Origin of the sequence: uncultured Faecalibacterium sp. (assembly GCF_900066275.1) — a bacterium.
Classification (GTDB): domain Bacteria; phylum Bacillota; class Clostridia; order Oscillospirales; family Ruminococcaceae; genus Faecalibacterium; species Faecalibacterium taiwanense.
Map to the genome: position 1 here is coordinate 91,279 of NZ_FMFG01000001.1, position 12,998 is coordinate 104,276.

The window sequence follows — 12,998 nt, forward strand, 5'->3', positions numbered from 1 at the left end:
GCGATAAAGGGTATCATGGATTGCAGGGTGCGTCAAGATGGTTTTGCAAATTTTATTGCAGTAAAGCGGTGATAGTAGGACTTATATGTGAATTATATAGCAAAAAGGTTTTTACCACTTGTGTTTAACAGCTTTGCATAACGATATTTTCGATGCTATAATAAAATCAAAAACTGCTGTTTGGAAAAGGGAGGATGCTTGCCATGATGCGCTATGAGGAAAGCTGTGACTTCACCACAACGCTGCACAGACGATTGCTCTACATTCTGAATGAAAACCTTCCCGGTTCTACTTGGTATTGTATTGCAATGAAGATGCTGCAATACTATGGTGATTTGGATACGATTTCCATCGAGGAAATGGCATCCCTTTGCACCGTATCAAAATCCTCAATATCCAAATTCATCCGGGTTCTTGGCTATGAGGACTATCGGACATTTCAAAAGCAGGCCGCGATCAATCTAAATCGAAAACAGCGTGGAAACTATTTCGCAACGGATGTTATGCGCTATATTGAGGAACATTCGACAGATGCCTATGTCGATGCAGTGCTCCGGGATATCCGTATGACCTATGAATTATTGGACTGGGAAAAGCTAAATCGACTTGCAGCAGACATTTACCATTATGAAAAGGTTGCAGCATTTGGATGGGACTTTTCCGAAACAGCTGCGTTGGATTTGCAGACAAAACTGCGTGACCATCGCAAATTCATTGTGACCAACATTGACGACCAGAAACAAGCAGATTATATCCGAAATGCGGATGATAAAACGCTGATTATCGTGTTCAGTGATAGCGGTGAATATGTGCAGCGCCCGCAGAGCACGGATTCAATACGGGTACACTGGGCGTTTGAGAACTTCCGAGGGAAAATCGTAATGATTACATCCAACCCGAACGCAGAGAAAAATCCGCTGGTTGACTATTGCCTGCTGTATCGCCGCTGTCGGGAGATACATACCCATCGGATTTTATATGCAGTCCTGACAGATCTGCTGGCTTACCGCTATCGTGAATATCTGCGCAGCAGAAATCTGCTTGCAGAAAACTGAGTTTGAAAATTGCCGTTCTGTACTGGAACTTTCCAGAAACAGAGCGGCTTTTTGTTTTGCTGTGACTATTTCTGCACAAAAATCAGAGAATTGATTTGTGCAGAATGGATGGTTTTGGACTCGTTTTTTCCGAATTGCGAAAACTACTGACAGAGCGTTCTTTTTTTGCTACACTCATGCCAGATCAAGACCGGTCGATCAGAATACGGGGCAGCATCCCCGGATGTTTCACAATACAAGGAGGTTTCTCAGAATGCAGCTATCCAACAACTTTTTATGGGGCGGTGCAACTGCGGATTTTCAGTTTGAGGGTGCCTATCAGGAGGACGGACGCGGCCTGTCCACCCATGACTATGAAACCGATGGTTCGGTACAACACCCCCGCTGCAACACGTTCAAAACGGCAGATGGTCAGTTTGGCGAACTCCCCAGCAGTTTTTTTGCCCCGGATCCCCTCCCGGACGGCGCAGAACCCTGTCTGTACGAAGATCGTTACTATCCCAGCCACAAAGCGGTTGACCATTACCACCGTTACAAAGAAGATATTGCACTGCTGGCAGGCATGGGTATGAATGTTTATCGGTTCTCCATCTGCTGGAGCCGGATCTTTCCGACTGGCGATGAACTGGAACCCAATGAAGCGGGATTCCGTTTCTACGATGGCATTTTTGACGAACTGGAAAAGCATGGAATGCAGCCGCTGGTCACGATCCATCACGATGAGCTGCCGGTTGCACTGGCTTTGAAATACGATGGATGGTCCAGCCGCCACACCATCGACTGCTATGTGCGGTACTGCAAAGCACTGTTTAAGCGGTATGGCAAGCGTTGCAAATACTGGCTTACCTTTAATGAAATCAACGCAGTTCGTGGTTTTGCGGCTTGCGGAACCCACAAGTGCGACAATCAGACCCACTACAATGCAGTGCACAATATGTTCCTTGCCAGCGCACGCGCTGTGAAACTGGGCCATGAAATGATGCCGGGCAGTATGTTTGGTGCCATGTATGCCATGAGTGAGCTTTACCCGGCAACCTGCAAGCCGGAGGATGTGTTTACCCGTTTGCAGAAGCGGCGGGAAAGCTATTACTTCATTGATACCATGGCACGTGGTTATTATCCCAGCTATGCGGCAGACCTTCTGGCACGCCGGGGCGTGATCCTGCACACCGAACCGGGAGATGATGCGATTCTGGCAGCTGGCGCGCTGGACTATGTTTCCTTCAGCTACTACCGTTCCAATGTGTGCAGCACAGAAACCAGAATGAACGTGATCGGCGGCGATCCGAACCCGTATCTGGAACTGACCCCGTGGGGCTGGCCCATTGACCCGCTGGGGCTGCGCTTCCTGCTGAACGAACTGTGGGATCGCTACCAGAAGCCGCTGTTTATTGTAGAAAACGGTCTGGGCGCAGTGGACAAGGTGGAAGAAGATGGTTCCATTCAGGATGACTACCGCATTGCTTTCCTGAAAGACCATCTGCGGGCAATGATGGAAGCAATCGTGACGGACGGTGTACAATGCCTTGGTTACACCATGTGGGCTCCGATCGATCTTGTCAGCCTTTCCACGGGCGAAATGAAAAAGCGGTATGGCTTCATCTATGTGGATATGGATGATAAGGGCAATGGCACATTGGAACGCAAGCCCAAAAAGAGCTATTACTGGATGAAGGATGTCATTGCAAGCAATGGCGAAAAGCTCTGGGCCGAGTAACAGGAATTGGACAGAAAAGGAGAAATCAAATGGCATTCGATGCAAAAAGCGCCGCAGCGGAGATCGTTCGGCTGGTTGGCGGAAAAGAAAACATCAACAGCGTTGCGCATTGCATGACCCGTCTGCGCTTTGTGGTCAAGGATCTGAAAAAAGCAGATCAGGAAGCACTGAAAAAAGTTCCCGGCGTTCTGGGCGTGATCTATGCTGGCGGGCAGCTCATGGTCGTCCTAGGGAAAAACCTGCTGCCCGTGTATGAAACGGTGGTCAAAGACTTTGACCTTTTGGAAGGCGCAGCAGTCAACGAAAATCTGGACGCTCCGGCAGAAAAAAAGCCGCTGACGCTGAAGAGCGCAGGCGTGGCTGTGCTGGAGTATGTTTCGGCAGCGGTCGCCCCGATGATCACGGGTCTGGTGGCAGGCGGTATGCTGAAGGTGGTTCTGCTGCTGATCACGCTGGTCAATGCGGGCTTTGCAGATACTGCGACCTACGCTCTTCTGAGCGGTCTTGCCGATGCGCCGTTCTTCTTTATGCCCATCTTTGCGGCCTATGGCGCTGCGAAGAAGCTGGGCGGAACGCCGATCTACTCCATGATGTGTGCCGCTGCTCTGCTGCATGGCAAGTATACAGCGCTGGTGGCCGCAGGTGAGCCGATCACCCTGCTGGGACTTCCGGTGCGTCTGATGAGTTATTCCAGTTCTCTGCTGCCTGCCCTGCTGATCGCGCTGTGTGCCTACTATCTGGAAAAATTCTTTAATAAAATTATTCCGGGAATTTTCAAGTCCCTGCTGGTCGGTCTGTGCACCGTCACGGTGACGGTGGTTCTGGGCTTTACGGTCCTGGCACCTCTGGGCGGTTATCTGGGCAACTATCTGGCCGTTGTCTTTGGCTTCCTTGGCGATAAGATCGGCTTTATCACTGTGGGTCTGCTGGCTGCTTGCTTGCCTTGGCTGGTCATGTGCGGTATGCACCTTGGCCTGGTGCCGTTCATGACGCAGGCGCTGACGAACCCCGGTTATGATGCCGTGTTCCGCCCTGCATTCATCCTGCACAACATGGCAGAGGGCGGCGCCTGCATCGGTGTGGCACTGCGCACCAAGGACGCTGAAAAGCGCGCCGAAGCACTGTCTATCGCGTTTGGCTGCATCGTGGCAGGTGTTACGGAACCCGCAATCTACGGCATCAACCTGCCCCGTAAGAAGCCCATGTACGGCGTGATGGCCGGTGGTGCTGTCGGCGGTGTGGCTGCTGGTCTGCTGGGCGCAAAAGCCTATGTGATGGGCTACTCCACCGTTTTGGCGCTGCCGATCTTCCAGAACACGATCGTTGCCATGAGCATTGCGATCGTGACAGCGATCGTTGTTGCAGCGGTGGTTACTTATGTGCTGGGCTTTGAGGAAAAGAACTGATTTTTCCCAAAGGAGATAAGAAGAAAATGAAGAAGTTTGCGTATACGATTCAAGATGCAAATGGTGTTCATGCACGTCCGGCTGGTCTGCTGGTGAAAGCAGCAAAGGCACTGGACAGCACCATTACGCTGGAAACCGCAGCAGGCAAGTCCGCTGTGGCAACAAAGCTGATGGCAGTCATGGGGCTGGGTATCAAGCAGGGTGATACTGTTACTGTGATCGTTGAGGACAGCAACGAGGAAGCAAGTGCCGCCGCTATGGAGAAGTTCTTCAGCGAGAACCTGTAAATGAAAGAACGATCACCTAGTGCATCACTCGGTGCAGTAGGTGGTCGCTTGATATGGGATTCTTTGCCTTGCAATGTTACACCAACCGTGTATAATGTTTTTAGAGGATAGCGGCATGATCAGCTATCGGTGGCATTGAAACAATAGACTGGTTCGGCATCAGCCTGTTATGGAGCCAAACCATGGGTTAAGCGATAACCACAAGCCGAATAGATTCACTCGAATCGAACGAAAACGCAAAATGCCCGCTCACCGTGGAGATTCAGCTCCATCGGTGGTCGGGCATTCTTTTGTTATTCAGGCAATACAAGATAGCTATATTCATCAGGAAGAACGATCTTTTCCCATTCGACCTTTTTGGCGGTAAACACGATTTCTGAATACTGTTCCTCGCTGCGGCTCTTGCGATATGTAGCAATAATTCGGTCAGCAGCTTTTACCTTGGTTCGGATATCGCCCTCCAGTACCGTGTTGGGGACGAAACGACCTTCACCGCCATCCCGGACAAACCCCATGCAGGCACTGAGGGAGCCAGCGATTTTGTCAGTGTACAGCTTAGGCTGGCTCATGTTGTAATCGCCCAACATTTTTGCGGAGAGGTTCTTCTTCATCAGACTGGGCAGAACCCGCATTTTCATTTCGGTGGTTCCGTCTGCGGAAAATTCAAAGTCCGCTTCGGTCAGACGCTTGTCATAGCACAGATTGAAAAAGTGTCGGGCATTGATGCCAGGCTTGCGCAGCTTAAAGCCTGTCATGTGCAAGAAGTTACCAATATCGAATGTGACTTCCAGACAATGGACATTCTTGTGCTTGTCCGTGGTGATGAACAATAGGCTTCTGTCTACCAGATTTTCTTTATACAATGGCGCACAGGAAAAAACGATGGACAGTGCTTCTTTTTTCGTCATGGTTGATTCTGCGCTCCTTTGCGTTTTTACAAAATAAAAGGGACACCTACAACACCGTGGTGCTGTCCGATGTCCCTTGCGACTGATTTTATCGTTGTCCGCCAACCTCAGGCCCCTATGTCCTGCATCGCTTTCGGGTTTTATCGTTGCCCGCCAACCTCAGGCCCTTACGTCCTGCATCAGATCGGATTTTAGGTGTCAGCCACACCAGCGGAATGACGTCCGCTTTCCTATCTATATTATATTCGATTTGCGTTCAAATAGCAATGGCCTTTGTAAAGATGATTCTTTAATTTTTTGCGAATAGCTGCTGAATCATCAATCTTCCAGTCTGCCATGGTCACAGCCAAGGGAAAGATAATGCTCTATCTCTCCACCCAGCACAAGCTGGGCATACTCCAATGGCTTGTTGTAGAGCAGCCAGTCCAGTTCTGCTCGCTGCGCCGGGGTGTTGCCGTACTCATCCTCGATAGCGATACAGTCGATGGCAACGGTGGAGCCATCCGCAAACCGGGCTTCTACCCGGTTGGTGTCCATATTGAAGCGGCAGGAAAGCAGTTTGTTCATGGTGAACCTCATTTCTATATCAATTGGTGTCTGTTCGGATGTCCTAAACCCTGCCATAAAACCGGTGGTTGATTTGTCCATTGGGCTTTGTTTTGCCCGTCTGCACATTTTTGCACACTTTTTGCACACCTGAATAGCTGGATAACGGTTGCAAAGCGTTACACTGTATGCAAATAATGCGGTGTGTGCAAATATTAATTTTGCGATGACACGATAAAACTGGCGTTTCTTCGCACTTTTGAAATTTGACGAATGATGCACCTTGGATTCTTTTAATCAGAGGGCCAGGGATTCGAGTTCCCTCGAGCGCACCAAAATCCCACGAAGAATCGTAAGATTCATCGTGGGATTTTCTTTTTGTTCTCAAGCTGCACGGTTTTTGCACGGTCCGCATTTTTCGTGTCAGATGGAGTAAGTCTGTGAATTACTTTGCAATTCGTGCTATTTTTTGCAATTCAGGTCAGCAGAGCCAGGCGAAGCTGCGCTTTTACGGCAGGGTCTGCGTCCTTCAGAAGCTCCAAAAGTGCCGACACGGAGATGGTCGGTTCTGCTTCAATCGGGGCAGCCTGCACAGGTGTTGTTCCCTGTACGGCTTTCACATCACCGCCGGAGATCATCAGTTGATAGGTGGCACTGGAATGCCGCAGACCGTGAAACACAATGCGAGTGAACTCCGGGTGCTCGTCCTGCCACTTGATGAATTTTTTGCGGATGAGGATCGGCTCTACCGCCAAACCGTTGGGCAAGCGCAGGAGCATCCCACTGTTGCGATAGCGTTCCGGGTCAACGGCTTCGTCCATTTCCAAACGATTCAGCCAGTGTTTCAGTTCTTCTTTCAACACTGCCGTCATGAAGATGGTTCGGTTGGAAGACGCTGTTTTAGTCTTTTTGAGCACCAGCGTTGTGGTACTACCCTCGCGCTTATCCTCAAACTCCTGCAAGATGCAGCCCTTGCCCGTTTTTGCCAGCGATGCCTTTTGGACACGCTGCATACACTTGTTGATGCGGAACGTGCCCGTGCCGTCTGCTCCATCAAAATCAAGATCTTCCGGGGTCAGGCCAGCGACTTCGCCCTCTCGCAATGCACCCACCAGCGTAAGATGGACTGCCAGATGCAGAATCGGGTCCTCCATGCTGGCAAGTGCGGCCCACATCTCGTCCGCGTCCCAGATGGCGTGCTCCTGGATCGATTTCTTGGGGCTGTCCACCGGAACGGGGCTTTTGACGAGGATGCCCCACTCCACCGCATACTGGAACGCTGTCCGCAGCAGGCGGTGTACCTCGTGGATGGTTGTGCCGGAGAGAAGCCGCTTCTTCTGCTTTTCCGAAAGAACCTGCTTTTTGCCCTCAAGATACTGGCCGCAGGGCGTTTTGCCAAGGGTAGCATACAAATCTTCCAGATGGTAGGGTTTGAGCTTTTGCATCTGCATATCGCCGATGTACGGAATAATGAGGTTCTGGACTGTTCCCAGATTGGATTGATAGGTGCAGGGTGCCCATTTGTGCTTGTTGCATTGCTTGGGAAGCCACTCCATCAAAAACTCTTTGACGGTGATGGTGGACGGAATCAGAAATGTTCCGTTTGCCAGTTCATGTTCGATTTGTTTTTTGCGGTTTATTGCCTCCTCCTTTGTGGAAAAACTTTCCCATTTGTTGCAGTTTTTACCCTGCTCGTCTTGGTAAGTATAGCGGACACCATAGGAGCTGCCGCGTTTTGTGATATATGCCATACGTTATCTCCTTTTTCAAGCTGCCCGGAGCCACGCATCGAAACTGTCTTTCGGGATGCGGATGCTTCCGCCGACCCGAAGAACACGGAATTCGGTGGTGCTGTTGCACAGGTTGTAGGCAGAACGCAGGCTGATGGCCAGCATCTGCGCAATTTCCTCCACCGTGTACACCAGTGTTGTGGCTTTCAGGCTGTCAGTCGGAGACTTGACGGCATTGGTTTGAGTGACTACTTCCATTGTATCGTTATTCGGAATGGTCTGCAAGATATTTTTCGTATAATTTAAAGATTTCACAGTTTCGGTCGCAACAGGCCGAGATTTGTTCATAGGCAAAACCTCCATGTTTTATTTTTGATGTAAGTTCAAAATCACCTGCTCACTCTGCTCATCCTGCACCTATTGCACACTGTGAGCAGGCTGAGCAGGGCTTTTTCAAGTTGATTCTTATTTTTTAATCCCACGGACTGGGAACATCAACGGGTAAAAACAGGTCAACGTCTACATTGTGAAAGCCCCGATTTGTGCCGATGCACTTATCATCGTAGACGATGCCCAGACTTTTCTGATTATCTTTTAGATGGTGGATAAAGGTTGATGCTGCCAGCGGCTTTTCCAGGTTATCCAGACACCAGCGTTTGTAGACCTTATAGAAATCGGTAGACTTGCACTTGGCCCCCTGCCGAATTTCAAAGTAGCCCTCAGATTTGAGAAAGCCCAGAATGTTGTTGCCCTGCTCCATCGCTTCTTTCAGATTCGCGGCGGTGCGTTCGCTGATGGTAAACTGATAGTTGTTCCGAATCAGCCGATGAAGCCCCTCCAATGCCCAAAGCAGGATACCTTCTTTTTCGTTCCGCATCTTGTCAATGAGAAAAGGATCATCCACCCGGCCAACGGGCTTTTCCTTAGTGGTGAGCAACAGCTGGCGGCGATAGAAACCGTTGGACTTGTCATAGAGCGCGTGTAAACTGCCGTTTCCGAAGCAGGCAAACCGAACATACAGCGTACCCTGCACACTCTGCTGTCCTTTGCGCTCAATGTCAATTTTATCTTCCAGCGTGACAAGAGTTTTAATGTTGTTGGTCTGCGGCAGGGCCTCAGTTTTCATGTCATCGTCCACCAAAAGCAGCTTGTACTCCAAGTCTGCACGGGCAAAGCGGTTGGTTTCCACTTTTTGTAGACTGCCTGTGTACATACTGTTGCCGAACAATTCTCGCAGAATCAGCCCGATTCTGGATTTTCCCTCGCCGCCCTTGCCGACCATCAGCAGCATTTTCTGCGCTTTGGTAACAGGCAGCAGGCAATAGCCAATGTATTCTTGCAAGGCCGGAATATCTTCTTCGTATAGCAGTTCGTTCAAGAATTGTAGCCAGCGTGTCGGTGCTGGTGCTTCTGGCACATAGGAGATGGGCAGTCGGTTCATGCAGTATTCTTTTTCAGGGGTAAAGTGACCGTCCACAAAGTATGTGCCGTTTCGGACATGGATGCGGTCTGTCTGAATCTCCGGCGACTCGGATGCACAGGCCAGTTTGATAGCCTGCACGATGTGTTCAATGCGCCGCGCTACGCTGGTGGTGGCATAATAGCGAATCTGCTCATAGATTTCCTTTTTCAGTGGAGCTTCATCCTCCACCATGCCATCTACCGTAAATAGCCTGCCTTGAAAGCAGCGCATGGGGGTGCAGGCTCAAAAAGTAATCTGCGAACAATGGTTCAATGATTTTCCCGTTGTCACCCACCCAGTTTCGGGCAGGTGCACTATGCTGCATCTTCGGTTTCCTTGCGATTGCTTTTCCAAGAGCGGTCACTTTCAATAGTTGTTGCTTTTCATTTGGACCTTCCTGCAAAAGAATATCCAGCAGATATTGCACACGGTCTGCATAGTGTAGACTTGCTACAAAACAAGGATGCAGGGATGCTTCTGGATTTTTGGGTGCATAGGCCATGCGCCAATTTGCTAGCAGAGAACGATAGCCACACAGGATTTTGTAGAATTGCTCTTTCGGACTTAGCGGTTTTTCCACCGGCTTACAGGGAAGTGGTTGAAAATTATCTGTTGCAGAAAGTCCAAAATCTGTAGCCAGCTTTTCAGCCGCCTGCCGCAAAGAAAGTTGAAACAGTTTTGCGGTGAGGTCGATTACATCACCATCCGCTCCACAGCCAAAACAGTGAAATCGAAAATCCACTTTCATGCTGGGATTGCGGTCTGCATGGAATGGACAGCAAATCATGCTGCTGCGGTTTGGACGAAAACCATAGGCTTCTGCGGCTTGTCGGGTGGTGATATTCAGCTTTACGATTTCAAATAAATTGTTGTTCTTGAAGATTTTCCTCCTTTACAGTTCTATGCCATGACTTCGCTTCTTCGGTTTGGTGCATATCTGCTCACGCTGATGGATTTCTTCCTGCCGCCGATGCAGCTTTTGTAGAACAGACGGACGGGAATCCTCTTTGATTTGCTCCATGGCTGCTTTTTTCACCTCTGGGATATAGAAGAACTGCGTCCCTCTTGAAAGAAGGCTCTTGATTGCCCCAATGATATTTTTCCGCAGGCAGAGTATTTGTTCTTCTGCATATTTTCTGGTGCGGAAGTCTGCAATTCGTTCTGGTTCCATTAACCATTCCAAATGTTGATCAATTTCATTTACAGCCTCCTGTAATGCTTTGTTTAATCCAACATCGGAAACCGCAAGGACCGCTTGGTCATAAGAACCATTTACCGCATCATTAAACAAATCGTTTACATCTACCCATTGCGAAAACAGTTCTTCTAATTCGTTCTCCTGGCTTCTAATTTTTTCATTGTTTTTCGAAATCTCTTCAGATTGCCTTATCGCCTGATTGAATAGTTCAGCATATTCATCTCGCTGGTTACGGCAATCTTCCAGCAATCCGACATATTGAATACTTTGTTCTTGCAGTTCTTTCTTCTGTTCTGCAATCCGTTCATTTTGCTTTTTCAGAATGTAATCCTGCTTTTCCAGATAAGTTCGTCCGCCGTATTCTGGCACTTCGTCCAGTTCCAGACCATGGCGTTTGGCAATCTCAAACAGCATCGTGCGGCAGGCTGCATCGAATGTGATCTTGCGGTTATTATAACGTCCAAGGGGCTTGTCCGGCTTTGGCAGCTCAAAGCCAAGTGCTTCCAATGCCTTCTCCTGCTGGGGAGCAATCTCGCCATATTTGTTCTCGCAATCGAACACATGCCGTTCGTGGATGTGCGGCGTTCCCTCATCCAGATGTAACGCCCAATCCAGAATGTGAACGTGCTTGCCAAAGCGCTCGTGGAACTCATCCATAAATTCTGTGGCGATTTGAAAAAGTTCTTTCGGGGAAGCGTGGCTCTCCAGCGTTCCAAGCTGATAGATGCTTTCTTCGGGGCAGGTTTTCTTGCTGGCGAGCAAATCTTCGGTGGAGCGGTTTCGCTCGGTGTGCCGGATTTTGGCGTTGCGCTCATTCTGTCTTTCGGTGAAGTTGGTGTAATGGAGTTTGTAGTAGAGCTTTTCGACCTCTTCAAAAGTGTCGGCCAGACTTTCCTCACTCTTGGGCTGCAGAGCAGAGCGGATGCCGTTATAACAATCCCAATAAATGTTTTGCTGGACACGTTCCGGGTCGATATGCTCGCTGTTGGCAATTTCAAAACTGCGGTCATTGTGCTTTGGGTTATAAGTGCCGTGCTTTCCGGCGCGGCCATTGTGTCGGGTTAGTTTCAGCGACCATCTCTCCTTTCTGGGGTCACGCAGAGAGCGCCGTGCGCGGGGTAGGGGCAACGCGGTGCAGCGGAGCTGCAAATCTGCCGCCTGCTATGCGCCAGATAATACCCAGTAGGATATGACGCAGGGCATCACATCCACTGGGCAAGGCTGCCGCCCTTGACCCGCGCAAAGATCTGCGATCTCTGCACTCTTGCGCCGAACAACCTGACAGACAAGACTTGTGAAGTCCTCTCTGCCAGCTTGCCCGGTTCTTCTTCGGTGTCGGTCTGCCCGCAAGCTGTTCCTGCCCGATTTCCTCCGGCGTACGGCTTCTTCTTGGTGCGCTCTTGTCGTGGCGGCACTTCTCCGAAAAAGCATAGTAGCTTGCAGCCGATCATGTTGTTGTCAAGGTACAGTGTGGTTTTGTAAGAAGTTGTGGACTTTCCAAAATGCAAAGGGGTTCGTTTCTGAAAGTAGTCCCTACACCCTATACAAACTTAACAGGGTGTTTTTAAACGGGGGGCTTATGAAAATTCAGGGAATTTTCACTTTTTCAAACAACCTCCTATATCTATAACATTCTAAAAAGGGTGTTTGGCAACCTGATTTTCAAATTTTGTTTGGAAAACTTCTTACACCAATATGAATCTATAGGGCCGTTTTGGAATACAATTTTGGACAAAAAGAAAAACGGCAAAGTTCGCAATAGAACCTTACCGTTTTGGGGAATGCTGCACAGCAGCACCGTATTATTTCTTTTGGTTTATTATTTCATAACTGCGTTCAGCAATGTCTGATAGTCACTCACCACATCGTACACCACGTTTTCATCGTTCAGTGCCTTGAAATGTGCACGGGCACAATCAATTTTCGCCTGTTCTACCGGGGTGATGTGATTGAGCTTCATGGAATCCAGTGTGCCTTTGGTTTCAGCAACAAAGTAGATGTGCTTGACTGTGCCCTCATAGAACGCAATCGCCCAGTCGGGATTGTATTTTCTAACAGGTGTGGAAATATAGAACCCATCCGGCAACTTTACATAGACTGCCACATCACGGTTCGTATCAAGGAACGGCTGGAACAGAGCAAACAGGAGTGCAGGAACAAAAACAAGGCCCAGGCGCCCCACAAGGGCAAACCTGAGCTGGAGTTGTAAGGAGGTGCGTATATGCCCCATTATGAATATGGCAAAGATTATCCCTTTGCCGCCTTCATCACCAATCTGGGCAAGTACAACGAGGGCTCCCTGGTGGGCGAATGGGTGAAGTTCCCCACCACGGCGGAGGAGATGCAGAAGTTGTTTGAGCGGATCGGGATCGGCTCCAAGGATGACTTCGGGCAGCCCTACGAGGAGTGGTTCATCACCGACTATGACTGTTATGTGGACGACCTCTATGACAAACTGGGCGAGTACGAGAACCTGGACTGCTACGATGTGTACCCCGACATCCGCGACCATGACGACCTGGGGCGGTATTACATTGAGGAGCTGGACGCCATTCAGGTGCCGGAACACCTGAAAAACTACATCGACTACGAGGCCTACGGGCGGGACATTGCCCTGGAGGAAGGCGGCCAGTTCACCGACCTGGGGTATGTGCGGGATACCGGGTACATATCAATACACAACCACTCT

General features: G+C 49.6%; 12 protein-coding genes and 1 pseudogene. 5 read left to right on the forward strand and 8 right to left on the reverse strand.

Going from position 1 to position 12,998, the window contains the following annotated elements; genetic code table 11:
* The first annotated feature begins 203 nt into the window (after nucleotides 1-203).
* The 4 genes from QZL71_RS00465 (at nucleotide 204) to QZL71_RS00480 (ending at nucleotide 4,465) form a co-directional block, all read left to right on the forward strand.
* Nucleotides 204-1,055 (forward strand): MurR/RpiR family transcriptional regulator, encoded by an 852-nt coding sequence (locus QZL71_RS00465; protein WP_294647295.1) that lies wholly within the window; start codon nucleotides 204-206, stop codon nucleotides 1,053-1,055.
* A gap of 253 nt (nucleotides 1,056-1,308) precedes the next feature.
* Nucleotides 1,309-2,772: a glycoside hydrolase family 1 protein gene (locus tag QZL71_RS00470; RefSeq protein WP_294647297.1), complete on the forward strand. Its 1,464-nt coding sequence runs from the start codon at nucleotides 1,309-1,311 to the stop codon at nucleotides 2,770-2,772.
* Nucleotides 2,773-2,801: 29 nt separating this feature from the next.
* Nucleotides 2,802-4,178, forward strand: coding sequence for a PTS transporter subunit EIIC (locus tag QZL71_RS00475; RefSeq protein ID WP_207698482.1), 1,377 nt, complete (start codon nucleotides 2,802-2,804; stop codon nucleotides 4,176-4,178).
* Between the two features lie 26 nt (nucleotides 4,179-4,204).
* On the forward strand, nucleotides 4,205-4,465 hold the full coding sequence (locus QZL71_RS00480) for an HPr family phosphocarrier protein (RefSeq protein ID WP_294647299.1): 261 nt from the start codon (nucleotides 4,205-4,207) through the stop codon (nucleotides 4,463-4,465).
* 293 nt (nucleotides 4,466-4,758) lie between these two features.
* Here the strand turns inward: QZL71_RS00480 and QZL71_RS00485 are convergent, their stop codons facing one another.
* From QZL71_RS00485 to QZL71_RS00520, 8 genes are all read right to left on the reverse strand, one after another.
* Nucleotides 4,759-5,373 carry a PBECR4 domain-containing protein gene (locus QZL71_RS00485; protein WP_294647301.1) on the reverse strand — a complete coding sequence of 205 codons (615 nt, stop codon included), beginning with the start codon at nucleotides 5,371-5,373 and terminating at the stop codon, nucleotides 4,759-4,761.
* Nucleotides 5,374-5,691: 318 nt separating this feature from the next.
* Nucleotides 5,692-5,940 carry a DUF6061 family protein gene (locus tag QZL71_RS00490; protein ID WP_294647303.1) on the reverse strand — a complete coding sequence of 83 codons (249 nt, stop codon included), beginning with the start codon at nucleotides 5,938-5,940 and terminating at the stop codon, nucleotides 5,692-5,694.
* Between the two features lie 455 nt (nucleotides 5,941-6,395).
* A complete protein-coding gene (locus tag QZL71_RS00495) occupies nucleotides 6,396-7,670 on the reverse strand; it encodes a site-specific integrase (protein WP_294647305.1) in 1,275 nt (424 codons plus the stop codon).
* A 15-nt stretch (nucleotides 7,671-7,685) separates the two neighbouring features.
* Nucleotides 7,686-7,997: a helix-turn-helix domain-containing protein gene (locus QZL71_RS00500; protein WP_154252500.1), complete on the reverse strand. Its 312-nt coding sequence runs from the start codon at nucleotides 7,995-7,997 to the stop codon at nucleotides 7,686-7,688.
* A gap of 124 nt (nucleotides 7,998-8,121) precedes the next feature.
* On the reverse strand, nucleotides 8,122-9,342 hold the full coding sequence (locus QZL71_RS00505; protein ID WP_294647306.1) for a DNA primase family protein: 1,221 nt from the start codon (nucleotides 9,340-9,342) through the stop codon (nucleotides 8,122-8,124).
* On the reverse strand, nucleotides 9,290-9,898 hold the full coding sequence (locus QZL71_RS00510; RefSeq protein ID WP_294647307.1) for a CHC2 zinc finger domain-containing protein: 609 nt from the start codon (nucleotides 9,896-9,898) through the stop codon (nucleotides 9,290-9,292). The genes QZL71_RS00505 and QZL71_RS00510 overlap by 53 nt, the downstream gene beginning before the upstream one ends.
* 105 nt (nucleotides 9,899-10,003) lie before the next feature.
* Nucleotides 10,004-11,458: a hypothetical protein gene (locus QZL71_RS00515; protein ID WP_294647309.1), complete on the reverse strand. Its 1,455-nt coding sequence runs from the start codon at nucleotides 11,456-11,458 to the stop codon at nucleotides 10,004-10,006.
* A gap of 670 nt (nucleotides 11,459-12,128) precedes the next feature.
* A complete protein-coding gene (locus QZL71_RS00520) occupies nucleotides 12,129-12,413 on the reverse strand; it encodes a restriction endonuclease (protein WP_341474288.1) in 285 nt (94 codons plus the stop codon).
* A gap of 117 nt (nucleotides 12,414-12,530) precedes the next feature.
* Here QZL71_RS00520 and QZL71_RS00525 point away from each other — a divergent pair.
* Nucleotides 12,531-12,974, forward strand: a pseudogene (locus tag QZL71_RS00525) (antirestriction protein ArdA); the annotation flags it as partial.
* Between the last annotated feature and the right edge of the window lie 24 nt (nucleotides 12,975-12,998).